A 26569-nucleotide genomic window follows, 5' to 3' on the forward strand; every position below is an offset into this window, starting at 1 on the left:
ATCTGAATGTATTCTATTTAATCAAAGAAATTTGAGATAAAGCTTTTTGCCTTATTACTCCACTTGTCTTCTTTTTTCTTTTCTTTCTTAATGGGTTTTACTTTTTCATATTCTAAAGAATTATTCTCATCATTTTCTGAAAAGGTCTCTGGTTTAGCATAGTAAGAAGAATCTTCTTTCCTTGTAATACCTAATTGATATTCTTTCATAATTTGATGAATATCATCTAAGTTAGCTTCATATTGGATCAAGCCTATACCCGTAGTAAACGCTGGATAACGCAGACCCATTTGATGAGGAATATAAAGTTTTACTGGAATTTCAAAAATATCTTCAGCTAGCTCTACTGCACCAGGTAAGGCTGCAGCACCACCCGTTAAAATCATTCCACCAGGCAAATCTCTTGCTCCAACTTTGTCTAATTCAGATTTCACTTTTTCAAAAATCTGAACCATCCGAGCTTCAATGATTTCTGACAGATAACGCTCATCAATTTTTACCGGCTGGCTTTTGCCAATTACTTCTACTGGAAAAGTTTCTTCTTGAGAAGTTTCTTCTGGCAAAGCATATCCATAATCGCGTTTTATTCTTTCAGCACTTTCAATGGTGGTGTTTAAAACAACAGAGATGTCTTTCGTTACGTAATCTCCACCTTCTTGATCTACGTATGTGTATTTCAACTGGTGATCATGCATAACTGAAGCCGTTGTTTGTCCGCCTCCCAAATCAAGCAATATTGTGCCAAAATCTCTTTCGCCGCTAGACATAGCTACACTGCTTGCTGCCAAAGATTGTAAGACGATGTTTTGAATTTGTAAACCAGCTTTTTCCACACAACGTTTTGTGTTATGTAAGATAGTTTTTGGTCCAGTTAACATGATAGCATGCATTTCCAAACGAACACCAATCATTCCTCTCGGATCTTTGATGCCATCAAATCCATCAACGATAAATTCTTCCGGTAAAATGGTTAAGATTTCTCTTTCTGGAGGAACCGATTTTACCATTGCAGCTGCCAAAACATTTTGGACGTCTGCTTCAGTAATCTCACGATTTTCTCCTGATACTGCTATCATTCCATGACACGCTTCTATTTCGACAGAGGTACTTGGAATGCCTACAATAACGTTATGAATATTTACATTTGCTTTTTGCTCTGCTTGTTTAATTGCTTTGTTAATTGATTGTACCGTTTTATCAATATCTACGATAATTCCACGGTTTAAGCCTTCAGACTTTTCATTTCCTACTCCAATAATATTCATTTGACCGTTTATATATTCAGCTACAACTACTTTTATTGAAGTGGTTCCAATATCTAGACTTACATACATTTCAGTATTCCCCAATTCATTGAAACCTCCTATATCATCATTTTATGTTAAAACCTATAGTTATTACCAATTTTAACATAAGCGTTACCAATTTACGAAGTATTTCAGTATTTTTTTCTGTTTAAGTAAAAAACTTTTTATTCCTTTTTTTCTATTGAGCTTCTTCCTCTGGATCGAGTTCAACACTGTTTTCATCAGAAGTTCCGTTTGACTCTTCCTTTTTATCTTCACTATATTTAAATGGAGAAAAATAAGCCCCAACTTCAATATTTATTGTTCCTTTTTGGTCGCCCACTTTTTTTACCATATCAGGATAGTAAATCATTTTTTCTGCAAAGGAAGGTATCGAAGCGATTACTTCATTCCCATCGTTCATGTATAGCTTAATAAGGTAGTCGTCAACCTCACTGGGCGTATATTGGACTTCTGAAATGCTGTTTTGGATATTTTCATTTAATGATTGGTACTGAGCAATCATTTCCTTTAACGCTTTGTTTTCTTCAAACTCTTTAAAAATTGGCGGATTTCCAATAGATACTTTTCTACTTTCATTTACAATTTTCCCATTTTCAAGAATATTGTAGTATTTATTGTCTTTAACTAAATAAGCAACTGTTTCATACTCTTCGATTTCCAAAGTGTAGTCATTCAAACCATCTAAAACAATTTCCATGGATTTAACTTGTGGCAATTCAGATACAACTTTTCCAGAAATTTTGTTTCTTTCAAAGAATATCTTCCAGAGATTGCCTCCAGATTTAATACCACTTTCATCAATTATTTCTTGATCGGCTACTTCTTTTGCACCACTAACAGAAACGATATCTACTTTGCTTAAGGGACTTATAAAATACACAACTATCAAAATTGCAAATGAAAATAATAAAATAAGCGTGATTAATCGTGTGAAAAGTTTTTTTTGACGTTGTTTTTTTAATTTTGGTAACGTATGCTCTAATGATTTTGTTTTTTGAAATGCAGCTTGCTTATTGCTATCTGCCGTTTCTTTTTTATGTTCTCCTTTTTTTAAAGAAGAAAGATGCAGGTTAGTTACAGCTTTTTGTTTCTTATTCTGTTTTCTCATGCACCTATCCTCCTTTATAAAAGTTATTTTTTCACAATTTTATTTATTACTTCAATTATTCTATCTGACGCATCTGGCATGCCCATTTTTTTAGCATTTCTTGCCATTTCTTGACGCGTATTTGGGTTCAACATCAAATCATCCAATGTTTGAACTAACTTTTCACCAGTTAATTCTGATTCATTGATTAATTTTGCAGCGTTTTTGTTTACTAAACTTTCTGCATTTTTTGTTTGGTGATCATTGGTCACATATGGACTAGGAATTAAGACACTTGGTAATCCGAGTGCTGTAAGTTCTGCCAACGTTGTAGCTCCACTTCTTGAAACAACCAAAGAAACCGTCGAGAAGACTTCTGGCATATTTGGAATGTAAGATACTACAGAAACATTAAACTTCTCATTTTTGATTTTTGTTAACTGACTTTGAATCGTTTCAAAATGAATATCTCCTGTAGCCATCAATACCTGATAATCTTTATTCGCTAACAATGGTAGAGCTTCAACAAAAGCATCATTGATCCTTTTGGCTCCTCTACTACCACCAAAAATCAAGACTGTTGGTTTTTCAGAGTCTAAATTGTACTCTTCTAAAGCCGCTTTTTTTTGCACATTACTGACTTCTTGTGCTCTTGGATTACCTGTAAAACAAACTTTTTCAGGATATTTAGCAAAATCATTTCGTACTTCTTCAAAACAAATAGCAATTTTGGTTACATAACGTGCAAGAAACTTATTCGTTATACCTGCAACGCTATTTTGTTCATGGATAATACTAGGAACGCCTAATTTTGATGCCGCGTATACTATCGGCGCACATACATACCCACCAGTCCCAATAACAATATCTGGTTGGAAGTTTTTAATGATTTTTTTAGCTTGCTTAATGCTACTGATAAACATCCGTATCGTTTTAACTGTGTCAAGAGACAATGAGCGTTTAAATCCTTTTATTTCTACAGAAGCAAAAGGTATCCCATATTCTTTTACAATTCTATTTTCTAACCCTTTTTCAGTTCCAACATACAAAAATTCTGCAGTTGGATTTAATTCTTGTATACGACGCATAAGTGCGAGTGCTGGATAGACATGTCCTCCAGTTCCACCACCAGATAATAAAATTTTCATCGGCTGCTAGACCAAAAGGCCTATTCCTCCTCTTCTGTTGCTTCTTCTACTAATTGTTCAACGGAATGAATAAAGGCATCGCCACGAACCTCAAAACTTCGGTACTGGTCCCAACTTGCACAAGCAGGCGATAATAAAATGACATCGTTTGGCTCACTTAGCTCATAAGCAACTGGCACAGCCGCTTCAACATTTTGAACAGATATAATCGTTGGAATTCCAGCTTCAGTACCCGTTTCACTTAATTTCATTGCCGTTTCTCCAAAAACAATTAACGCTTTTACTTTTTTATTCATTACTGGAATCAATTCATCAAAATTGTTCCCTCGATCTAAACCACCGGCTAGTAAAATAACAGGAACATCAAAACCTTTTAAGGCATTTTCTGTTGCTAACGTATTCGTGGCTTTTGAATCATTGTAAAAACGACGTTCATTCCACTCTCTTACAAATTGAGTACGGTGTTTAACACCAGTAAACTGTTCTAAACTCGTCCGGATCACGCCATTTTCTTGATTCAATAACTTAGCAACTGCAATAGCTGCCATTGCATTTTCAACATTATGATCACCAGGAATCAAAATGGTTTCTTTAGCCATTACAGGCTCTCCTTGATAATAGATCACATCGTCTTGCAAATACACTCCTGTTTCTAAGACTTCTTTTCTTGAAAAAGGCACAATAGTGGCTTTACTTTGTTGAGACAATTCTCTTAATTCAGGTTGATCCCAGTTGACAATTAAATAATCTTCTTCAGTTTGATTCTTAGTAATACTCATCTTAGCTGCCACATACTCTTCTCTTGTTCCATGGTAGTCTAAGTGAGCAGAATAAATATTCGTTATCACCGCGATATGCGGGTTTAGTTCAGTGATTCCCATTAATTGAAAACTAGATAATTCCATAATGATTTCATCATCGCTTGTTGCTTTTTGGGCTACAAGGCTTGCAGGAGTCCCAATATTTCCAGCCACATAAGCATGACCTTTGGAACGTCCTGCATTTAACAACTCTGCTATCATAGTTGTAGTAGTTGTTTTCCCGTTTGTGCCTGTAATACCGATGATCATACTTTCAGCTACTTCATAAGCTAATTCGACTTCCGTAATGACCGGTATGCCCTTTTCAACAGCTTTCATGATGATAGGATTGTTATACATAATACCTGGGTTTTTCACGACCCATTCGAAATCTTCGTCTAATAGCTCAACGGGATGTCCTCCAGTTACTACTCTTATACCAGATTCTAATAATTCTTGAGCTTGAGGATTTTCATCAAAATTTTTATAATCATTAACGGTTACTAGTGCGCCTAATGAATGAAGTAATTTAGCTGCATTTACTCCACTTAGTGCAAGCCCTAAAACCAATACTTTTTTATGTTCATAGCGTTTTATTTTTTTCATGTCTAAACCTCTTTTTCTTAAAAATAAGGAATTTTTATTAACAAGCAGTTAAAACTACTGTAAGCTTCATAGAATAATTATTAGACATGCTGCTGCAGCTAATAATCCAACAGACCAAAAAGTAAGAACAACACGCCATTCACTCCAACCGCTCATTTCAAAATGGTGATGAATAGGGCTCATCTTAAATACCCGTTTGCCTCTTAGTTTAAAAGAAGTAACTTGAATCATAACACTTGCGGTTTCCATAACAAAAACAAGACCGATTAAAAGAAGTGACCATTCTTGATGCAATAGAATTGAAATAGCTGCTAAACCACCACCTAATGCTAATGAACCAACGTCTCCCATAAATATTTTAGCGGGTTTTTTATTAAAAAAGAAAAAGCCAATCAACCCACCTATGACAGTTAGACAAACAATTAAAATATCAAATTGTTGTTGATTCCAAGCAATAATAGCATATGCACCATAAGCAATACTTGCTGTTCCGGCAACTAGCCCGTCTAGACCATCCGTTAAGTTAACGGCATTTGAAAAACCAACTAACCAAAAGATAATAAATAGTCCATAAAACCAACCAATATCAACTGTGCCTACAAAAGGGAAAGCCAATTCTGTTGGAATATTTTCATAAAGGAAAACACCAAAGAAAAGCACTCCCCCAAGTATTTGTCCTATTAATTTTTGTTTGGAAGTCAAGCCAAGATTTCTTTTTTTGAACACCTTAATGAAGTCATCCAAGAATCCCAATAAACCATAGAGAATGAGGATGAAAAGAGTTAACATAATCCCTATTGAAAAGACATTTTGCCATATAGAAACCCAAATAGTTGAAATAATTGCAGCTACTAGAAAGACAATCCCTCCCATGGTTGGAGTTCCTGTTTTCACTTCGTGCCACTTTGGTCCTTCATCTCTAGTCGTTTGACCTAATTGTTTTGTTCTAAAAAAACCAATCACGATTGGCATTGCCATAATAGTTAAGGCAAATCCGCTCACAACTGCGATTAACATTTCCGTCCACTGCATTATTTTCCGCTCCTATTTATCATTGTTTTTTATGTGTATCGCTTTTTCAGCCTCTTCAACATCATCAAAATGAATTTTTTCAGTCCCAATAATTTGATAATTTTCATGACCTTTTCCAGCAATCAAGATAATATCATTTGGCGCTGCTTGTTTAATTGCAGACTGGATAGCTTCTCTTCTATCAGGAATCAATTGATACGACTCTTCTTCTAATCCTGCAACTACTTCATTTAATATAGCATTAGGATCTTCTGTTCTTGGATTGTCAGATGTAAAGATGACTGTATCTGAATTTTTTTGTGCAATTTCAGCCATTATCGGTCGCTTAGTGCGATCACGGTCTCCGCCACAACCAACTACGCAAAATACATTTCCAGTTTTAATTTCATTTACTGCATTTAATACATTTAATAATCCATCTGGTGTGTGTGCGTAATCAACGATTACAGCAAAATCATATTCCCCTTTAACGATCTCAAAACGGCCTCGTACGCCACTTATCTGGCTAAGGGATTGGATAACAGAAGGCAATTCCAGTCCAGCCGCATATGCTCCTGCAATAGCTGCTAAAGCATTCGACACATTAAACTTGCCAACTAGTTGTAATTGTACTTCGTATACTTGATTTTCAAAATTCAAATTAAAACGGGTACCTTTATTTGTGATTCTTAAATCAGTAGCTTTAAAATCAGCCGGTTGATCGATTCCATAAGAAAAAACAGAAGCAGCCGTTTTTTCTTCAAAGCTTCTGCCCACTGGATCATCAAAATTTAAAATAGCAAATTTTGGTTTATCTTGCTGATAGCCATTACCTAATTGTGAAAATAATAAACTTTTGGCTTCAGCATATTTTTCCATAGTGTGATGATATTCCAGATGATCTTGACTTAGATTAGTAAAAATTGCAATGTCAAAATCAGTCCCCCACACCCTACCTTGAACCAACGAATGTGAAGAAACTTCCATAGAACAAGTCTGTACGCCGTTTTCTTGCATTTCGCGCAACGTTTTTTGCAGTGTAAGACTATCTGGTGTTGTATTTTTTGTTTCGTAAACTTCAGAGCCTATACGACGATACATCGTTCCGATAACTCCGGTTTTTTCCTTGTGATCATGAAAAATATAATCTAAAAGATGTGTGACTGTTGTTTTACCATTTGTACCAGTAACACCTATGACACGCAAATTCTGGCTCGGATAATCATAAAAAGCAGCTGCTAAAATTGCCATAGCTTTCATTGTATTGTTTACATAGACAACTGGAACTTCTATATCTAGTGGTTCACTTGCCACCACTAGAACTGCTCCTTTTTGAACAGCTTCTTTTGCTAGCTCATGTCCATTATGAAGAGAACCAATAATACAAACAAAAAGAGAACCCTGTTCAACTTCTCTTGTATCTTGAGTAACTTTTGTAATTTCTAAACTATCAGAAAAATCTGCCGAAAATTTCTTTGATTTTAATGGTTTGATCAATTCGATTGCTTTCACTGTTTTTCACCTTTTTCTATTCTTGTGGAGTTTCTAATTTTATGGTAATTTTATCCGTACTTTGCATATTGGCATTTGGTTCGAGGCTTTGACTGACGACATAGCCTTCCCCTTCAAATATAAATTCTAATCCAGTTATTTCTGAAACCTTTAAAACATCATTTTTTGACCATCCCATCATATCCGGCATAGTCATAGCTCCATTAGTCATTAAAACCACACGTTGATTTTCAATAGTAGTCTCAGTTGGTAATGGTAATTGTTGTACTATTGTATCACCATTTCCAACAACGGTCACATTTAACTGAGTACCTTCTAATGATTTTAGTGCTTCATTTTTTGAAATTCCAGTAACTTTTGGCATTTCGACCGTATTTGTCTCAGCTTCTTCGTCTTCTCCTAAAGCCAAATATTCTAATGCTCGTTTCATAATAGGTTGGTAAATTTCTTTAACTACTCCACTTCCTGTTATACTGCCATCTTTAATTTCAGGTTGTTGTACTGTAATGTAAAGAATCACTTTTGGATCATCTGCTGGAGCCATAGCCGCAACAGAATAAATGTAATTTGTTCCTCCACTATAATACTGTTTTGTTTTAGGATTGACAATCTCAGCAGTCCCAGTTTTTGCAGCAATTTCATATCCATCGATTTGATAGCCTACACCTGTCCCATTTTCGTTGTAAACGACCTCTTTTAAATACTCCAATGTTTGATCTGCTACTTCTTTACTTATTGGTTGGCCTACAACTTCTGGCTCAACGATTGTTTCTTTTCCTGTGTCTGAATCAACAAATTTACTTATAAATTGCGGTTTCATCATTTGGCCATCATTTGCTACCGCTGTAAAAGCTTGCAACATCTGTAATGCGGTAACGGTTAACCCTTGCCCAAAAGCGGTATTTGCTTGTTCTAGAGGATAGTTAAAAGCAACTGAACCTTTAGCTTCATTTGCTAAACCAGAATTAGTCGTTTGACCAATTCCGAAGGCATCCATATATTCTTTCCAAGTTTCTGGGCTCATTTTTTCCATTAAGTTAGCAAAAGCCACATTACTCGAACGTGCCAAACCTTCTAAATAAGAAATCGTACCCCAACCATTTGGATTATGGTCATGAATCGGATCATCAGCAATCATTTTCACTCCAGATTGGAAATAAGCATTTGGATCAAAAACACCTTCACTGACAGCTGCAGCTAAGGTCAATATCTTCATTGTAGATCCTGGTTCATAGGTGTTTTCCACCAAAACGTTTTGCCACAATTGATCGATGCCTTCTTTTGTAGTTCCATTAAATGTAGGTCTCTGTGATGCTGCAATAATAGCGCCTGTTTCTGGATTAATCAACGTTGCGGTTACCATAGCAGGATTGTATTTATCATCAATTTCGGTCATAACATTTTCCATGTAGACTTGCATTCGTTTATCTAAAGTTAGATAGATATCATCCCCATTTTCAGGTTCTGTTGTTTCTACTTTAGAATTTGGAATAACGTAACCAAAACTGTCTTTTTGATAAATCGTTTTCCCATCTGTACCTTTAAGAATATCGTCATATGCAAGCTCAATCCCCATCATGCCGGTTAAGTCCGTGCTAGAAACACCTTCTTTTTCTCCAGAGGGTAATGCAGCATAACCGACTAAATGCGAAGCGAATATTCCATTAGGATAAAGTCTTGTAGGGGTCTCCTCAAAGACGATACCTGGTAGCTTTTCTTCTTCAATACTCTTTTTTGTATCAAACGATAAGTTTTTCCCTGCTTCACCAAATTCAACTTGATTAAGATCTTTTTGATTTAAGTTTGCTAAAATGTCTTCTTTACTCATAGGGATGTATTTTTCTAATACTTCAGCTGTTTTTTCTTTGTCCGATACATGGAGTGCTTCATCAGGATTAGACCATTGATCTGTTAAAACCGCTACTAAAGAATAAGAAGTAGCATCTAATGCAACCGATTCCCCCCCAACATCATATATGGTTCCTCGGTTTGCTTCTAGGATGCTACTTCTCGTGTATAAATTATTTATATTTTGCGATAAATTTTCTCCATTAACTTCACCTTTTACCATGATAAATGCAATTCGTCCCGCAAAAACAATGAGTAAAAGAATTGTGCCAAAAAACAATAGTATGGCAACTTTTTTTCTGTTTTTTAGAGGGTTTTTATTCGTCATTTTATAACATTCCTTACATTTTCTTCATTCATTTCTAAACCAAATTTATTTGCAATTTCATACACACGATCATAACGTGATAATTCTTGAACTTCTTGTTCTAAGTTTTCATTTACCGTTGTAGATTCAGCAATAGAGGTTGTTGCATCTTGTAGCGTACGATTCGTACTGGCAATGGTAATCTCTAAAGAAATACTAACAGCGATAAGAGCAAACAAAATAATTAAAACTGAACTGATAAGTATTTTTTCTCCTTTTGTTATACCTATTCTTTTTGTAAAAGGAGTATGTATTTTTTCCTTTTTAGGAGTAGGAGCTGTCTGCGGCTGAAAGGGTACTTCGACTTCAAGGTTTCTAGCTAAATTACTTTCTAATGGCATACTATAATACTTCCTTCCTATCCTTTAATGTTTAGTTTACTTTGGTTTGTTTTTCAGCAATTCGTAACTTGGCACTTCTCGAACGATTATTTACGGCTAACTCTTCTTCTGAAGGTAAAATTGGTTTTCTAGTAATCAATTTTAATTCAGGTAAAAATTCGTCTGGAATAACTGGTAATCCACGAGGCAATTCAGGTCCTTTAGAATGATCTTTAAAGATAGATTTAACGATTCGATCTTCTAATGAATGAAACGAAATCACGCTGATACGCCCACCAATTGATAATAATTCAATTGCTTGTTCCAACGAATCTTCTACTGAGGATAATTCATCATTAACAGCAATTCGTATCGCTTGAAAGACACGTTTTGCTGGATGGCCGCCTTTTCTTCTAGCTGGTGCAGGTATTCCTGATTTAATGAGTTCAACTAATTCGCTAGTTGTTTCAATAGGCTTAATTTCTCTAGCAGCTTCAATTTTACGAGCAATTTGTTTCGAAAATTTTTCTTCTCCATAACGGTAGAAAATTCTAATCAAATCGTGGTAAGACCATTCATTAACGACATCTTTTGCTGTTAAGGGAGCATCTGTATCCATTCGCATGTCTAGAGGTGCATCTTGATGGTAACTAAAGCCTCGTTCTGCTTCGTCTAGCTGTGGTGAAGAAACTCCTAAATCATATAACACTCCATCTACTTCGTTTATTCCACGTTCAGTTAATTCATCTTTAATATATCGGAAATTTGCTTTAATAAAGGTAACCATACCTTTTTCAACATATTCAGCTAAACGGATTTTTGCGTTTTCAATTGCACGCTCATCTTGGTCAAAAGCAAATAAATGCCCGTTTTCATTCAATTGTGATAATAAATATTCACTATGACCCGCTCCACCTAAAGTGCAATCAACATAAATACCTTCTGGGGATAACGACAGCCCATCAACTGTTTCGCGCAATAAGACTGTTTCATGATTAAATGCTGTCATTTTTTTCGCCTACCTAACTCACTAATTTATTTATCTTTTTTTATTTTTAAATTGATAGATTGCTAGAATCCAAAATCAATCATATCTTCAGCAATACTATCAAATGTTTCTTCAGCTTCTTGGGAAACTTGGTTCCATCTGGTCTCTCCCCAAATTTCAATTCGTTCAGAAACTCCAACAACATGGCAAACTTTTTCTAATTTTGCATGTTCTCTCAATGTTTGAGGAATATTGATTCTTCCTTGTTTATCTATTTCACATTCAACAGCAGCTGAGTAAAAGAATCTTGTAAAAGCACGAGCTTCTTTTTTTGCTAGCGGAAGCTGTTTGAGCTTTTCTTCAAGAGCAGACCATGATTCTTGCGGATATCCAAACAAACATCCATCTAATCCACGAGTAAGAATAAACTTCTCACCTAAATCAGATCGAAACTTTGATGGCATGATTAAACGACCTTTGGCATCAATGTTGTGCTTGTGTTCACCCAATAACATAGCTGTCTCACCCCAAACTCCAATTAGATATTTTTAGTCTACCACAATGCCCCACTTTCCTCCACATTTATTCAAAAAAAGACATAAATCTTTTTGATTACAGCCTGATTGTGTTTAAATACTTAAATGCTTCTATTCCTATGTTGATTTTCAAGTGGGGAATCCTCCCAAATTACTGTAAAAAAAAAGCAAAAAAGAGACAAAATTGTCTCTTTTTTGCTTTTTTTTGTTTAATCCATCTTAAAATCATTTTCAAACAATACTATTTTAGTTAAACTGCTATTCGCCTAAACTAGAACTAACACTTTTTTTCAATTAACCAAAATTTTTTATGTCTTTTTCAAGTCATTATTACATTAGCTGTAACCAAACTGTAATAGGCTAGTATAGAACTAATAAAAACAAATCGCCAATACGTTTTAAAAAAACTTTTATATAAAATCTCACCTTTTTTTGCCGCAATAACCAAAAGTACAACAATCCCTAAACTAAATATAAAAATTAAAAAATATGGAATTACAGAAAATCCATAGGTTAACTCGCTAAGAATATGAATACCTAAAATTAAAAAAGGAACCAGCAGATCTGGTAACTTAATAGCTGAATGTTGCCTTTTAAAATGACGTTGCGTTATTTTACTGAAAAAAAGCAATAAAACAAGTGGCAAACAGTACAGTATCAGTTTCCCTATTATTAAAGAAGTCTCGGACTCCATTTCATCCCACCTTTTAAGTATGTATATGCCTTACTTAATATCTGGCTACTTATTAGACTACACTATCACAAAAACGCTCTTCTTAAATTTAACGTAATTTCAGCTTTTTGTATACTCCAAATTAAATACTAGTTTAAAAATCAAAAAACCCCCATTGAGCCATGGTCTCAATAAGGGTTTTCAAATCATCTCGTAATGAAATGTGCAAAAAATTAAGCTTCTTTGCTGATTACTTCTTTACCATCGTAATGTCCACATGATGCACAAACGTGATGGCTTTTTTTCAATTCGCCACAGTTAGGGCATGCGTTCATACCTGGAACTTCTAATTTAAAATGAGTACGACGTCTGTTTTTCTTAGCTTTTGATGTTCTTCTTGCTGGTACTGCCATTCCTTACACCTCCTTAAAAATTGCTTCTCTACACAAATTTGTGCTAAAAAGAAGCCTATAATACATACTTATTTCTGATTATCAGATTCGTCTTTAAACAAATCTTTCAAACCAGCAAAACGCGGATCTTCAGTTTCTGATTTCTGTGTTTCTAAATCTGAAATGTATTCATCTTCAGAAACGACCAGCCAATCATTTCCACTAGGCATTTCTTGTCCTTCTATCTCCTCTTGCGTAAAGACTTGCAATGGAAGATTTAACAAAACTGCATCCGTGATAGCTTCAGACAGATCAATCATATCTTTATCTAAAAGAATGACTGTTTCTTCCTCATTATCTATTTTAGATCCAGGAGTAGCAGAAGGCGGAATATAGATTTCATCTATTCCAATTGACATAGGGAACAAAACTGGTTTTAGTGATCTTGCAGAGGGTAGTGTCACATTTAATGAAACAACCATATGAAGCAAGATTTCTTTTTCATGAACAATGAGTGTTCCTTCTAAGTTAATTGGAGAAACATCCATTAATTCCTTTTCTCGATTCATCAACGGTTTTTTTAAGTCAACAGTTTCCGAGAAAACTAACGGCTCATTGCGGTATTTTTGCAATTCGTTTAATGACCATTTCATTTTACATCACTCCTAAAGCAACAAAGATTATTATACTAGTGAATGAACCCTTTGTCAACGTATTTTACCTTACAGTCTTTTCTTGCTAAGCTTTGTTTTCATAGGTATTTTCAAAATAAAAATTTAGTGGCTGACGATAATAATCTTGTTCTTTTATTAAACCCAACTGACCCATTTGGTAAATTTTACCCGCTTTTATATCCAATGTCCATAAATCTTTGTTCTTTTTAGTTACATTGGCCATTAAAGGTATCGACAACTCTTTCTTTATTTCTTTCAAGTACTTTCTTCCTAATAAGCTGAATCCTAATAAATGGATAGCTTTTGGTTTTTGCAATTCCTTGACCATGTCTTCTTTTTTTAATTGAAGTAAGATGTACACACACATTCGTTGCAACCGAGTCCATGATACACGTTTATTTTTAACTAACGAAATAAACTGCTCAAAACTTTTGGCTTTTTGAATACATTCTTTTAAGCGGTATTCAATCCCTTCTGTTACTTGGTAAATAGACTGAAGTTCCTCCAATGACTGAACTTCTATTTGATATTTTAAATAAGGCCAATAATTTTCCCAGCTAACAAGCGGATTGGCGATTAGTAACTCCAAACTGCTTGTTGGCATACTTGCCCTCAATTCTTCAAGAGGTACAGTTTTTTGTTTGGTCTCCAATAATTTTTTTCGAATAGCTGTAGCACTTGAAAAGCTTTGCTCAATTAATTCTTCATCATGATAATCCGATCCGATCCGTGTCAGGATATAAAGTTCCATCGGTTTTTCATAAAGTAAATTCTCTTTTGCATAGGCTAATCCCAAAATATTATTTGGCGTAGATAAAGCGATGGGTTGGTTCGGAAGGAGTTCCTTAAGAACTTGTTCCATTTGTGAAGCATAAGTTTGTCCTTGGTTTTTATTTTCTTTAAATCGTTGGTTAATAGCTGCTGTATGCTGATTTAAAAATTGAGCTAGTTTTTGGTAATCCGCCCCTTCACCTGATTCAGAGCCAAAGCAGATTGCATCACACTTCATGGCTTGTAATAATTCAACGGCTCCTTTAGCAAAATAATCAGCTGGTTGCGCACTAAAAGCTACTGGTAGTTCGATCACTATATCTGCTCCAGCTGCTAACGCCATTTGTGTCCGAGTCCATTTGTCTACAATAGCTGGTTCGCCGCGTTGCAAGAAATTCCCACTCATTACAGCAATAATAATATCTGCACCCGATAATTCCCTAGCTTTTTTCAAATGATACACATGACCATTGTGCAATGGGTTATATTCTACAACTACACCACAACTCTTCATTATTCAAAGACCTCTCTTTAACTTGTTACTTTAGCTTGTTTTAAGCAGGTTAAAAAAGCTTCTCCGTATTTTTCTAATTTATTTTCTCCTACACCTTTTACTGTCAACATTTCAGTTTCATTTTGAGGCATTAATACACACATTTGGTGCAATGTTTCATCTGAGAAAATAACATAAGGTGGAACTTTTTGTTCCGTTGCGAATGCACGCCTTAATTCTCTTAATTGATCGAATAAAGCATCGTCTACTGCTACTTTTTGTGCTACTTTTGCTTGTTTTCTCGTAACGGACAGTTCTCCTTTTAAAACAGCAACAGCTTTTTCGGTTAATTTTAAAATAGGGTACTGACCGTCAGTAGGCGCTAAATATTTTTCAGCCGTTAAATAATCAATCAATTGAGTCACATCTTTTTGAGGTACCCCTTTCATCAATCCATAAGTTGAAAGGTCTTCAAAATGCCATTGTGTGACTTTTTTATCTTTTGATCCAGTTAATACTTTCATGATGAGCGACTTTCCATACGTTTGACCCATACGCTTAACACAAGATAATACTTTTTGAGTCTCCAACGTAATGTCTGCAACTTCACGGTCATCTAAACAGTTGCTGCATCTTCCGCAATCTTCACAGTTATCGCCAAAATATTCGACAATGTACCGCTGCAAACAAATTTGCGTTGACCCATATTGAGCCATTTCTCTTAATTTTCGGTATTCTTGATTTTTTAATTCTTCCGTCATCTCTGATTGGTCGATAAAGAATTTCTGAATTTGCATATCTTGAGGAGAAAATAATAAAATCGCATCACTTGGCAGTCCATCTCTACCTGCACGTCCAGCTTCTTGGTAATATGCTTCAATATTTTTTGGAATCTGGTAATGAATTACAAAACGGACATTACTTTTATCAATCCCCATACCAAATGCATTTGTTGCGACCATTACCGTTACTTCATCATATAAAAATTTTTCTTGCCAGCTATTACGTTCATCTTCTTTTAATCCGCCATGATACTTACCAGCCTTGATTTTTTTGGCATTTAACAGTTCATAGATCCGCTCCACTTCTTTTCGTGTGCTAGCGTAGACAATTCCAGATTGCCCTTTGTTCACTGTTAAATAATCCAATAAGAACCGGTTGCGTTCTTGCCCTTTAATAACTTGAAAAGCTAGATTATCACGCTCAAATCCTGTTTTCACTCGATTATCAGGAAGAATACCTAATAAATTCAAAATATCGTTTGAGACAATAGGTGTTGCCGTAGCTGTTAAAGCCAACACGATAGGTCGATAATCCAATTGTTGGATTGATTCTCCTAAAGATAAGTAACTAGGCCTAAAATCATGCCCCCACTGAGAAATACAATGCGCTTCATCGATAGCTATCATTGAGATATTTATCGTATGCATCAAGTAAAAAATTTCTTCCGTTTGGAATCGCTCAGGAGCAACATAAATCAACTTATAGTCTCCATTGACTGCTTTTTTCAAACGTACATTCATCTCTGCAGCAGTTAACGTACTATTTAAATAAGTAGCCGGTATACCTACTTCTGTTAATGCATCTACTTGATCCTTCATCAAGGAAATAAGCGGTGAAACAACTATTGTCACTCCTTCAAAGACTAGAGAAGGAATCTGGTAACAAAGGGATTTCCCCCCGCCTGTTGGCATAATGGCTAACGTATCTTTTCCTTGTAAAACTTTTTCAATGACTTCTTTTTGTCCTGTTTTAAATTCTGTAAAACCATATGTCTCTTGGAGCACATGATAGGCCTTTGTTAACAATGTATCTCTCCTTTCGATAGAAATCATTATGTAAAAAAACAGAAAAATCCTAATCGATTTTTCTGTTTTCCATTAAAAAGGTTTCATTCATAAGCTATTTATTTCGTACAAACAAAAAACCAACGTGGACTTTCTTCGGTTACTTCAGTATCCCCGAAATCAGCACTTACTTCAATTGAAGAAAAACCAGCTTTTGAAAGCATATTTTTGTACTGTTCGATTGAATAGGTTCGTTCTTTATGTGTTTCATCGTAGCGTTCATATAGATCTAATTCTTCATCATAAACAAAGAATGTTAGGTCATGTTCGACAGAATGAGGTTCTTCACCCGCATAACTTTTCCATAAAAAACTAATTTCTTCAGATTGGTCGTTAAACATATATCCTGGAAATACGGTATCCGTTTGATAGGTCGAATGAACATCAAACAAAAACGTTCCTGATTCTGTTAACACATTATAGACTTGTTGGAAAACTTTTGACACTGCTTCTTCATTTGGCATATAGCATAATGAGTCTGAAAAACAAGTAACAGCTTCATACTGACCAATGTCAGATAGTTCCATCATGTCTGCTTGAATTAAGGGTAGATCTACTTTTTCTGCCATTGCTCGTTCATTTGCTAAACTCAGCATATTGTCAGATAAATCTAGTCCCGTTACAGTGTAGCCTCTTTTAGAGAGTGCTACAGCTAACGCACCCGTTCCACAAGCAAGTTCCAACACATTTGTCTTTTTATTTTGAAGGTGCTTATCAACAAATTGCCCCCAACGATCATAAAGGGATTCATCCATAATCGCATCATACACTTGTGCAAATGTTTGATAACTCATTGAAATTAGACCATCTTAGTGATGTCTACCAACGGAGCATCACTCCATAATTTTTCAAGATTATAAAATGAACGTTCTGAGTAATGGAAAACATGGACAACTACATCTCCAAGGTCAATTAGCAACCATTTAGATGAATCACGTCCTTCAACTCTTCTTACATCAATTCCAGCTTCTTCAGCTTTATCAATGATTTCTTCAGAGATAGCTTTAACTTGTTTTTCACTATTACCATGCATAACAATAAAATAATCTGCTAAAATAGAAATTTTGCTAACATCCATTGCAATGATGTCCTCTGCTCTTTTATCATCTGCTGCTTTTACGACCAATTCTACTAATTCTATGCTTTCAGTTACCATGTTGTTCCTCCTAAGGATTTGCTACCCATTTATTATAAGTAGCAATTGTTTTTGGATAAATTTTTCTGTTTTTTTCAATCAAATGTTGCAAGGTTTGTTTTGTTTCAAATTGAACTGCTGCTTGTAGATTTTCTGCTGCAATTTTCCGAGCATTTTCTACACTAGGGAAATTTCTACCGGGTTCGATATAATCAGCAACGTAAATAACTTGTTCTAAAATAGTCATTTCTGCTGCACCTATTGTGTGATGTTTAATAGCATTTAGAATATCTGGATCAGTTATTCCTAATTCATGTTCAACTAAAAATGCACCTAATGGTCCATGCCAAATATTGCTTCCGTATTCCAGCAGTTCTAATTCAAACTGTTCGCGATAAATTAATTCCTGCATCTCTTTATCACTACGTTCTTTTGCGTAATCATGCGTTAACGCCGCAATACTAGCTGCTTCAGTTGAAGCACCATATTTTTCTGCTAATTGAACTGCTGCTTGCTCTACACCTAAAACATGCTGAAACCTTTTTTGGCTCATTTGACTTTGAACAGCTTGAATCAATTCATTTCTTGTAAGAGTTGTGTATTTGTTCGAATACCTTAATTGATTCAGTTTATCTTCCATTTTGATACAACCCTTCGCGCCAAATATACTCTAGCGTTTTTCTAGGGATCAAATAATTTACTGGACAGTTCATTTCTAAACTTTTACGCAAGGAAGTAGAACTGATATCCATTGAAGGTACATCTACCCAAATAATTGGATAAGGGCTAAGAAGATTGTATCCTGGGCGGTTAACTCCCACAAACTCTACAAGCTGAGCCAATTCTTCTATTTTATACCATTTTGGTAAGTACTCCACCATATCTCCACCAATAATAAAATAATAATCTGTATCCGGATGTTCTTCCTTCAATTTCACTATTGTATCATAGGTATAACTTTTTCCACCACGTTCAATTTCTGCTTTTTCAACATCAAATCTTTGATTGCCTTCAATGGCTAGTTCAACCATATGAAGTCTATGATTAGCTTCAATTGCTTTTTTTTCATCTTGATGTGGCGGATTGGCACTTGGCATGAAATAGATTTTTTCTAACCCCAATTGATGGCAAACTTGATCCGCAATAATCAAGTGTCCGATATGAGGAGGGTTGAACGTCCCTCCAAGAATACCAACTCTTTTTTTTGGTTGGATGTCAAATTCAACTTCTGTTGCTAATTGAGTTCTACTATTAGAAAAAGATTGCCTTTTCAAGCTAATCACCTTTCTTCCCAAAAATATACTAACTAAACGGTTTGTTATTTTGCTCGTGGAATTTCATTCGAAATACGTTGATATTTTTCTTGATTAGATTTCTTAAATAACACAATAACACGACCAATGACTTGTACTGCATCACAGCCGATTTCTTGTTCAAGAACAGCTGCTACATCTTCAGCTATTTCATCTGTATTTTGTAATAATCCTACTTTGATTAATTCTCTTTTTTCTAAAGCTTCATTAATTTGTACGATAACTTCTTTATTCAATCCATTTTTCCCAATTTGAAAAATAGGATTTAAATGATGTGCTTTGCTTCTTAAAAAACGTTTTTGTTTACCTGTTAACTTCATTTTTATTCACTCCATTAAGACCATAGTGATCTCTTCTACTTTATTTCTAGTCTGTTATATTAAAGATTTCCGAATAAGGACATCTATACCTTTTGGTGCCCATCCAGCTACGACACATCCAGGCTCATTAACTGTTACCCAACCAAGGCCCGCAAAGACTATGTCAGCTTTTTCTTTAACGGAAAATTCAAATCGAACCAATTCTGGGAACCCATCAACCTCATCTTCACGAGGCGGTTGCAATAGTTTACCTACTTGTTTTTGATACAATTCATCCGCTTTTTCTAATTTAGTACGGTGTATATGCAAATCATTAGACACAAAGCAAGTAAATGAATGTCTTGCTCCTTTTAAGTAATCAAAACGAGCGACTCCACCAAAAAATAAAGTTTGTCCTTCATTTAATTGATAAACGATCGGTTTGATCTCTTTTTTAGGTGCAATCAACTTCAAATCTTTGTCTCCTAAAACATGAGCCATTTGATGACGATGAATAATTCCTGGTGTATCAATTAAATTTTTACCATCATCTAACGGAATTTCTATCCGATCAAGTGTTGTTCCAGGAAATTGAGAAGTCGTAATCAAATCTTGTACACCAGCAGTTGATTTAATGATTTGGTTGATCAATGTCGATTTCCCAACATTGGTAACCCCAACTACAAATACATCGCGTCCTTTACGATGTTTCTCAATAGCATCAAGCAAGATTTCCATCTCAGCAGGTTTCATGGCGCTAGTTAGTAAAACATCTTCTGGACGTAACCCTTCTTCATGAGCCCGTTCACGTAACCATTGCGTCATTTTGCCACGCTTCAATGATTTAGGAAGTAAGTCTACTTTATTCCCCACTAACAATACTGGATTTTTCCCAACAAAACGGTGTAGTCCAGGTATCAAACTGCCATTGAAGTCAAAAATATCAATTACGTTCACGATTAATGCATCTTCCGAACCCAGTTCATTTAATAATTTCAGAAAATCATCATCAGTCAGTTGAACATCTTGAATTTCATTATAATGGCGCAATCTGAAACAACGTTGACAGTAGACCTCACCTTTTTCTAACCCTTTTTCCAGGGCTGAAGCTGGTGTATATCCTAAAGCCTCTTTGTTCGTTGTTTGAATAATAGCTCCGCACCCGATACAACGAATTTCTTCCTCATTATTTAATTCTTTTGTCGTCATTTATTGACTTCCTCCATCTCATAGTTGGATCTTTTTTGATCATATAATTCATAATGTGCAGCTCCATAAAACGGTTAAATCGAGTATTCCAAGCGTCTGTGTTTAGTATCGGTTTTACTAATACATTACGAATCCCAGCAAGGTTCGCTCCCCAAATATCCGTCATAATCTGATCGCCAACCATAATGATCTCATCAGTAGATAGATTTAATTTTTTACTCGCTCTTTTAAACCCAATCGTCGTTGGTTTTAAAGCTCTTGAAACATAGTCTAGTTGCAATACATTTGCAACTCGCTCAACACGTGTTGCTTTGTTATTAGAAAGAATTACTACAGGAATACCGGCTTCTTCCATAAGGCTGATCCATTCAATTAATTCTTCGGTCCCATCTGGATTATTCCATGCAATCAAAGTATTGTCCAAGTCTGCTAAGACAGCTTTAATATTTTGTTCTTTCAATTGTTCTGGTGTTATATGGTAAATCGCTTCTACCATATAAGTCGGTTTAAATATCTTTAACATTTTTTTCACCCTACTCATTAAAATAGGAGTACCTCTTACAGTACTCCTAAAGTTTACTATTTACTTAATTATACGCCAAATTATTAAAAAAACAATCATTAGCGGTCTTTTTTAGGCTAATTCTCATGTGGCAGATTTATTTTAACCTTATAAAGAATAGCTAAAAATTTTTTCATTTAATTTATTTGCAAAAACACTTCATGAAGTTCATTCAATGCTAGTTTCAAGTTTTTTTCTTCAATAAGAATCCAAATAGTTGTATAACTATCGGCAGATTGATAGATGGGTATGTTCAATTTTGCCATTGCTGTTACAATTTTAGCAGTCACACCTGGGACTCCCGTTATTCCCGCGCCTACAATTGCTACTTTCGCACAATTTTCGTGAGTCGTATAACTAACGCTTTGTTCACCCAATAATTGTTTGGCTCTTTCACTAACCTGTTGTGGCAAAGTGAAAACGATTTTCCCAGGGAATATATTGATGAAATCCAAACTAAATCCGGATTGAGCTAAGAGATTGAACAATGACTCCTGCAGCTTTTCGTTTGTTTCAATCGTAAATTGTACTAAATGAGGTACATGAGCAATTCCTGTCACTAGTCGTTGTGGGATATTTCGATCTTTCGAATGTGTGATTAATGTTCCCACATCTGTTACAGTTTCATAGGTTGAACGAATCCGAACCGGTATCCCTGCTTGTTGTGCGATTTCGACCGCTCTCGGATCAATGACTTTTGCTCCTTCATGAGCCATATTACTGACTTCGTTATAACTTACGACTTGTAAAAATTGAGCGTTTTCTACTAACCTAGGATCTGCTGTCATCATTCCAGAAACATCCGTAAAAATATCAATACTTTCTGCTTTAAATGCAGCACCTAACAAGGCAGCAGTCGTATCACTACCGCCGCGACCAATTGTTGTCACATGTCCATTATCGCTTACTCCTTGAAAACCAGCTACTACAGCTACATCTTTTGTTTTAAATTGCTCATTTATTGTTGCGGTATCGACCCTTATCACCTCTGCCTGCCCGTAATCTTCATTGGTTCGAATACCAGCACTTTGTCCCGTTAAACCGACTGCATTGATGCCATTTCTTTTTAATTGATTTGTAAAAACAGCTGTTGAGATCGTCTCTCCAACGGACAACAGCATGTCTCGCTCCCTTAGGTCTAAATAGCTTCTTTCTCCATCAATCAAATTCAATAACGAATCTGTTGCATATGGATCGCCCATTCTTCCAATAGCGGATACAACAACAATAACTTTATAACCTAATGAGATAGCATGCTCAATGTGTTTTTCAGCTGCTAATCGACTTTCTTCATTTTTTACTGATGTACCGCCAAATTTTTGAATTAAAATTTTCATTGTTTTACCATCCTTTAAATCTGTTTATCTGTAAAAACTATCTGATTCTTGCGTTCGTAATTTAAATTAAAAAAATTTTCGATTTAGTATTTCTGCTTTATTATAGCGAAGACATTCTTTAGTTTCAATTATCTTAAGGATTTCGTAGAACAATTTAGTTTTTTTTTGCTATACTAATAATGGTTACACAATGAAATAAGCAATTAAAGAGTCAACAAATTATTACATTCACTTAAAAGGGGTTTATACTAATGTATTTAAAAGAAGTTTGTCTAGAAAATTATAGTTTTATTCCTAAAGCCATTGCTCAAGGAGCAACCAGAATTGAATTATGTGATTACTTAATCAGCGGGGGAACAACTGTCAGCAAAGGCGTTATGCATGAAGCAGCCGCTTATTGTGCTGAAAAAATGATTCCATTGATGGCTATGATCCGTCCTCGTTCAGGTGATTTTATTTATAATGATAGCGAACTGAAAATTATGGGTTATGACATTATTGAAGCCCGTAATTTAGGATTAGACGGCATTGTATTAGGTTGTCTGACCAAAGATCATCGGATTGATGAAGATGCCATGGAACAATTACTAGAAGAAGCCTACGGACTACAAGTAACGTTTCATATGGCTTTCGATGCTATACCCGTTGAAAAACAATTTGAAGCTATTGACTGGTTAGCTGAACATGGCGTCCAAAGAATTTTAACTCATGGTGGTGATTTAAGTTTGCCAATAGAAGAAACACTTCCTCACCTTAAAGAATTAGTTGATTACGCGAAGGATCGCATTCTTATTCTTCCTGGTGGAGGCATTACTAGTGAAAATGCAGATTCTATCCAACAATACCTAGGCGTTACAGAATTACATGGTTCAAAAATAGTCGGCGAACTTTAAATTCACATCTTCAACTCATTTTTTCTTTATTCACGTCCATCTGCAGTAATTGATTTTGCTTATGCAGAGACAGGTTCTACCTGAAAATTGCAAATAAAAAAAGTCAGAACACAAAGTTCTGACTTTTTTTATTTATTTTTTCACTTGGATACCTTCTCGTTCAACACTAAATTGTCGTACATCTGCATCTGTAAAGGTCTCTGTTAATCGTTGTTCTAGCTCTTTTAATTTCGAATAAGGCACTAAAATCAATACCGTTGATCCTGCTCCGCTTAAAAATGTAGCGTAAGCTCCATTTCTTTTAGCTAGACTCCGAATTTGAGATAGATGAGGCACTAAATCTTTACGGTAATTTTCATGCCATAAATCATTTCCCATCATTTCTCCCGCTAAATTCAAATCATTCGCTAAGACTGCTGCAATCATTACATTGCTGATAGAGCTAGCTTGTACGGCTTGCGCATAATCCAACGTTTTCGGCAACACATCCCGACTTTCTTTTGTCAATAATTCATCGATTGGAATAACCGCTAGGATACCTACATCCGGGAAAGTATGTTTCACTGCATAAACAGAGTCTTGAATTTTGCTAGCTACTACAAAATCGCCAAGGATAGCGGGTACTGCATTATCTGGATGGCCTTCTAAGTTAGAAGCCAAGGTTACTTTTTCTTTATCACTCAAGGTTAACCCAGCTAGTTGATTAGCCATTTCAATACCTGCAATAATTGCTGCTGAACTGCTTCCTAATCCGCGTGTTGCTGGAATCTCACTTTCCATCCATAACTCTCTAGGCGTGAGCTTTGGAACTAGCGATAAAGCAGTTTGGATAATGAGATTTGTTTCATCGTTTGGTATACTCGCTCCAAGTTGGTGGTGAATAATCCAACTGTCCGTTTCGGTCCCTATCTCCAATGTTAAATAGAGGTTTAAAGCTAACCCACAAGAATCAAAACCGGGACCCAAGTTTGATGTTGTTCCTGGTACGATTATTTTCATAATTTTTCAACACCTGCTTGCAAATGTTTTTTCATATCTTCTAAGTCGTCCATCTTTGAAATAGGAATTGTCGTCACTTCAAGTGCAGTATCTGGATCTTTCAGTCCGTTTCCAGTAAACACACAGACAACTGTTTCGCCTTTAGTTATCGCTCCACTTTTGACATCCTTGATCACTCCTGCTAATGAAGCTGCAGATCCTGGTTCAATAAATACACCATCCATTGCAGCAACTTTACGGTAAGCATTGATAATCTCATCATCAGTTACAAAATCAATTTTCCCTTTAGACTCATCTCGTGCGTTCTCCGCTAATTCCCAACTAGCTGGATTTCCGATCCTAATAGCCGTTGCAATTGTTTCAGGTTTTTCAATCACTTTTCCTTGCACAATAGCAGCCGCACCTTCTGCTTCATATCCATGCATTCTTGGCAATCCCGTTTGATTTAATTTATCCCATTCTTTAAACCCTTTCCAGTAGGCAGTAATATTTCCTGCATTACCGACAGGGATAGCTAACACATCCGGTGCCTTTCCAAGATCTTCACATACTTCAAAAGCTGCTGTTTTTTGTCCTTCAATACGATAAGGATTAACCGAATTAACTAATGTAACAGCTTCTGTTTCAGCCAATTTCCGAACAGATTTCAAAGCTTGGTCAAAATTGCCTTGGATCGAGATAATATCTGCTCCATACATGACTGCTTGAGCCAATTTACCTAAAGCAATTTTTCCATCCGGAATGACGATGTACGCTTTTAAACCAGCTCGTGTAGCGTATGCTGCAGCTGCAGCGCTGGTATTCCCAGTGGATGCACAAATGATTGCTTTCGCTCCTTCTTCTTTTGCTTTTGCTACGGCCATAACCATTCCACGATCTTTAAATGAACCAGTAGGATTCAACCCTTCGTATTTTCCATACAACTCAATCCCTAGTTCTTTAGAGAGATTCGTTAGTGGAATGAGAGGTGTATTTCCTTCATAGAGAGAAATCATGGGCGTTTTATCTGTGATAGGCAGTAGTTCTTTATATTTTTCAAGTAAACCTCGATACATTATTTCCCCTCCATTACTTTAAAACAAACAAGGAGATCCATATCACTGGAATCTTTGAGTGCTGTTAAAATTTCTTTTTGTTGAGCTTTATTTATTTCATGTGTCACGATCACTACTTTTGCCGTTTCACTTGAATGTGGTTGCTGAATAATTTGGTCAAAACCGCTATCGCATTGGCTGAATACTTTTGCTAAAGCTAAAAATTGACCAGTTTTATCTTGCATCTCAATAGCAATATAATATTTATTTCTTACTTCAATGTCTTGCGCAAGACTTGTTTCATGCTGGTAAGAACTAAAGACATTACCACTTGTACCTAACTGAATATTCTTTGCAACTGTAATTACATCACTGACAATACTATTTGCAGTTGGTAACTCTCCTGCACCGGGTCCATAATACATCGTTTCCCCAACCGCTGCACCAACAACAAAAACAGCGTTATTTTCATTTTGAACACTTGCCAATGGATGATTAGCTGGTACAAGGACTGGACCGACATCCACACTTATATTTTCTTCGATTTGAATAGCCGAACCAATCAATTTGATTTTATAGCCTAATTTTCCAGCCATTTGAATGTCTTCTTGTTGTAAATTTCGAATTCCTTTTGTTTCAATTTGATCTAATTCGACATTCATACCAAAAGCTAAACGCGTCAATATAACCATTTTACGTGCAGCATCTATGCCATCAACATCATTTGTTGGATTACTTTCTGCAAAACCTAATTCTTGAGCTTCTTTTAGAGCTTCTTCATACGTTTTTCCTTCACTCGTCATTTTTGACAGAATAAAGTTCGTTGTTCCATTAACAATTCCAAAAACTTTTTGGATTTCATCTGAAGCAAGACTATCTACTATCGTACGTAAAATTGGAATTCCACCAGCAACACTAGCTTCATAATATAAATCACACTGGTTTGCTTTTGCTAATGCCACCAATTCATTTCCGTGCAGCGCAATTAAATCTTTATTTGCTGTGACAACATGTTTTCCAGCTATCAAAGCTTTTTTGATGTACATTTTTGCTTCATCAATGCTACCCATAACCTCCACTACAATATCTATTTCTGGGTCATTTATAATCTCGTCAACGTCCAGAGTCAACTCAATACCCTCAGCAATTGCGCCTCGCTTTTTATCAATATCGCGCACTAAAACTTTTTTTACTTTTAAAGAAACACCGGTCACTTGATTTAGTTTTGGTTCATGGTGTTTCAATATACGCAACACACCACTTCCAACTGTTCCAAAGCCTAAAATTCCTATTTGCAATTGGTTTTTCATTGTTTGTCTCCTTTTCCAGCTAAATTAATTCTCGTTTTTTATGAGGTTTAACCAATCTTAATCTCATATATTTTTAATCATACGTATTACTAGTA

Annotated in this window: 27 protein-coding genes; 1 reads left to right on the plus strand and 26 read right to left on the minus strand. The window is 35.5% G+C overall.

All coding sequences use genetic code 11. The features are described from left to right. Nucleotides 1–17: 17 nt before the first annotated feature. The 23 genes from ftsA to dapG all read right to left on the minus strand — a co-directional run bounded on the left by ftsA (nucleotide 18) and on the right by dapG (nucleotide 22238). Nucleotides 18–1349 carry a cell division protein FtsA gene (gene ftsA, locus ABS916_RS02030; protein WP_350450308.1) on the minus strand — a complete coding sequence of 444 codons (1332 nt, stop codon included), beginning with the start codon at nucleotides 1347–1349 and terminating at the stop codon, nucleotides 18–20. Nucleotides 1350–1485: 136 nt separating this feature from the next. After that, nucleotides 1486–2418, minus strand: coding sequence for a cell division protein FtsQ/DivIB (locus tag ABS916_RS02035; protein WP_350450309.1), 933 nt, complete (start codon nucleotides 2416–2418; stop codon nucleotides 1486–1488). Nucleotides 2419–2441: 23 nt separating this feature from the next. Then, on the minus strand, nucleotides 2442–3545 hold the full coding sequence (gene murG, locus ABS916_RS02040; RefSeq protein WP_350450310.1) for an undecaprenyldiphospho-muramoylpentapeptide beta-N-acetylglucosaminyltransferase: 1104 nt from the start codon (nucleotides 3543–3545) through the stop codon (nucleotides 2442–2444). 20 nt (nucleotides 3546–3565) lie between these two features. Then, complete coding sequence (gene murD / locus ABS916_RS02045) at nucleotides 3566–4951, minus strand: UDP-N-acetylmuramoyl-L-alanine--D-glutamate ligase (protein WP_350450311.1); 1386 nt, start codon at nucleotides 4949–4951, stop codon at nucleotides 3566–3568. Between the two features lie 66 nt (nucleotides 4952–5017). Next, a complete protein-coding gene (gene mraY, locus ABS916_RS02050; protein WP_350450312.1) occupies nucleotides 5018–5983 on the minus strand; it encodes a phospho-N-acetylmuramoyl-pentapeptide-transferase in 966 nt (321 codons plus the stop codon). A 12-nt stretch (nucleotides 5984–5995) separates the two neighbouring features. Beyond that, nucleotides 5996–7474: a UDP-N-acetylmuramoyl-L-alanyl-D-glutamate--2,6-diaminopimelate ligase gene (locus ABS916_RS02055; RefSeq protein WP_350450313.1), complete on the minus strand. Its 1479-nt coding sequence runs from the start codon at nucleotides 7472–7474 to the stop codon at nucleotides 5996–5998. A gap of 16 nt (nucleotides 7475–7490) precedes the next feature. Further along, on the minus strand, nucleotides 7491–9650 hold the full coding sequence (locus ABS916_RS02060; protein WP_350450314.1) for a penicillin-binding transpeptidase domain-containing protein: 2160 nt from the start codon (nucleotides 9648–9650) through the stop codon (nucleotides 7491–7493). Next, nucleotides 9647–10030 (minus strand): cell division protein FtsL, encoded by a 384-nt coding sequence (gene ftsL / locus ABS916_RS02065; protein ID WP_350450315.1) that lies wholly within the window; start codon nucleotides 10028–10030, stop codon nucleotides 9647–9649. Before ftsL ends, ABS916_RS02060 begins: the two co-directional genes overlap by 4 nt. A 31-nt stretch (nucleotides 10031–10061) precedes the next feature. After that, nucleotides 10062–11018, minus strand: a complete 957-nt coding sequence (rsmH, locus tag ABS916_RS02070; RefSeq protein ID WP_350450316.1) for a 16S rRNA (cytosine(1402)-N(4))-methyltransferase RsmH — start codon at nucleotides 11016–11018, stop codon at nucleotides 10062–10064. A gap of 62 nt (nucleotides 11019–11080) precedes the next feature. Then, nucleotides 11081–11512, minus strand: a complete 432-nt coding sequence (gene mraZ, locus ABS916_RS02075) for a division/cell wall cluster transcriptional repressor MraZ (RefSeq protein WP_350450317.1) — start codon at nucleotides 11510–11512, stop codon at nucleotides 11081–11083. 340 nt (nucleotides 11513–11852) lie between these two features. Further along, entirely contained in the window at nucleotides 11853–12227 is a 375-nt protein-coding gene (locus ABS916_RS02080; RefSeq protein WP_350450318.1) for a DUF3397 domain-containing protein, read from the minus strand. Nucleotides 12228–12439: 212 nt separating this feature from the next. Next, nucleotides 12440–12619 (minus strand): 50S ribosomal protein L32, encoded by a 180-nt coding sequence (gene rpmF, locus ABS916_RS02085; RefSeq protein ID WP_007723076.1) that lies wholly within the window; start codon nucleotides 12617–12619, stop codon nucleotides 12440–12442. A gap of 68 nt (nucleotides 12620–12687) precedes the next feature. Next, complete coding sequence (locus ABS916_RS02090) at nucleotides 12688–13251, minus strand: YceD family protein (protein WP_035022171.1); 564 nt, start codon at nucleotides 13249–13251, stop codon at nucleotides 12688–12690. A gap of 85 nt (nucleotides 13252–13336) precedes the next feature. Continuing rightward, the gene (locus ABS916_RS02095) at nucleotides 13337–14557 is read right to left on the minus strand and encodes a nucleotidyltransferase (RefSeq protein WP_350450319.1); all 1221 of its coding nucleotides are present in this window, start codon (nucleotides 14555–14557) and stop codon (nucleotides 13337–13339) included. A gap of 17 nt (nucleotides 14558–14574) precedes the next feature. Next, nucleotides 14575–16371 (minus strand): DNA helicase RecQ, encoded by a 1797-nt coding sequence (gene recQ / locus ABS916_RS02100; protein ID WP_156097348.1) that lies wholly within the window; start codon nucleotides 16369–16371, stop codon nucleotides 14575–14577. A 71-nt stretch (nucleotides 16372–16442) separates the two neighbouring features. After that, nucleotides 16443–17177 carry a class I SAM-dependent DNA methyltransferase gene (locus ABS916_RS02105; protein WP_350450320.1) on the minus strand — a complete coding sequence of 245 codons (735 nt, stop codon included), beginning with the start codon at nucleotides 17175–17177 and terminating at the stop codon, nucleotides 16443–16445. Nucleotides 17178–17182: 5 nt separating this feature from the next. Next, on the minus strand, nucleotides 17183–17539 hold the full coding sequence (gene rsfS / locus ABS916_RS02110) for a ribosome silencing factor (RefSeq protein ID WP_035022163.1): 357 nt from the start codon (nucleotides 17537–17539) through the stop codon (nucleotides 17183–17185). A 10-nt stretch (nucleotides 17540–17549) separates the two neighbouring features. Beyond that, a complete protein-coding gene (yqeK, locus tag ABS916_RS02115; RefSeq protein WP_350450321.1) occupies nucleotides 17550–18158 on the minus strand; it encodes a bis(5'-nucleosyl)-tetraphosphatase (symmetrical) YqeK in 609 nt (202 codons plus the stop codon). After that, entirely contained in the window at nucleotides 18148–18792 is a 645-nt protein-coding gene (locus tag ABS916_RS02120; RefSeq protein ID WP_350450322.1) for a nicotinate-nucleotide adenylyltransferase, read from the minus strand. Before ABS916_RS02120 ends, yqeK begins: the two co-directional genes overlap by 11 nt. 44 nt (nucleotides 18793–18836) lie before the next feature. Further along, nucleotides 18837–19151 carry a ribosome assembly RNA-binding protein YhbY gene (yhbY, locus tag ABS916_RS02125; protein ID WP_089978457.1) on the minus strand — a complete coding sequence of 105 codons (315 nt, stop codon included), beginning with the start codon at nucleotides 19149–19151 and terminating at the stop codon, nucleotides 18837–18839. A gap of 54 nt (nucleotides 19152–19205) precedes the next feature. Then, nucleotides 19206–20339, minus strand: a complete 1134-nt coding sequence (gene yqeH / locus ABS916_RS02130; protein WP_350450323.1) for a ribosome biogenesis GTPase YqeH — start codon at nucleotides 20337–20339, stop codon at nucleotides 19206–19208. After that, nucleotides 20317–20862: a YqeG family HAD IIIA-type phosphatase gene (locus ABS916_RS02135; protein ID WP_350450324.1), complete on the minus strand. Its 546-nt coding sequence runs from the start codon at nucleotides 20860–20862 to the stop codon at nucleotides 20317–20319. Before ABS916_RS02135 ends, yqeH begins: the two co-directional genes overlap by 23 nt. A 176-nt stretch (nucleotides 20863–21038) precedes the next feature. Beyond that, complete coding sequence (gene dapG, locus ABS916_RS02140; protein WP_350450325.1) at nucleotides 21039–22238, minus strand: aspartate kinase; 1200 nt, start codon at nucleotides 22236–22238, stop codon at nucleotides 21039–21041. Nucleotides 22239–22489: 251 nt separating this feature from the next. Between dapG and ABS916_RS02145 the strand changes: the two genes are divergently transcribed. Further along, on the plus strand, nucleotides 22490–23131 hold the full coding sequence (locus tag ABS916_RS02145; RefSeq protein WP_350450326.1) for a copper homeostasis protein CutC: 642 nt from the start codon (nucleotides 22490–22492) through the stop codon (nucleotides 23129–23131). A gap of 132 nt (nucleotides 23132–23263) precedes the next feature. On the opposite strand, the gene thrB is transcribed toward ABS916_RS02145, so the two are convergent. The 3 genes from thrB to ABS916_RS02160 are packed head-to-tail and all read right to left on the minus strand — an operon-like array spanning nucleotide 23264 to nucleotide 26474. After that, complete coding sequence (thrB, locus tag ABS916_RS02150) at nucleotides 23264–24130, minus strand: homoserine kinase (protein WP_350450327.1); 867 nt, start codon at nucleotides 24128–24130, stop codon at nucleotides 23264–23266. Beyond that, nucleotides 24127–25185 (minus strand): threonine synthase, encoded by a 1059-nt coding sequence (thrC, locus tag ABS916_RS02155; RefSeq protein WP_350450328.1) that lies wholly within the window; start codon nucleotides 25183–25185, stop codon nucleotides 24127–24129. The genes thrB and thrC overlap by 4 nt, the downstream gene beginning before the upstream one ends. Then, complete coding sequence (locus ABS916_RS02160) at nucleotides 25185–26474, minus strand: homoserine dehydrogenase (RefSeq protein ID WP_350450329.1); 1290 nt, start codon at nucleotides 26472–26474, stop codon at nucleotides 25185–25187. Before ABS916_RS02160 ends, thrC begins: the two co-directional genes overlap by 1 nt. Between the last annotated feature and the right edge of the window lie 95 nt (nucleotides 26475–26569).

This window comes from Carnobacterium sp. (assembly GCF_040274945.1).
Classification (GTDB): Bacteria; Bacillota; Bacilli; order Lactobacillales; family Carnobacteriaceae; genus Carnobacterium_B.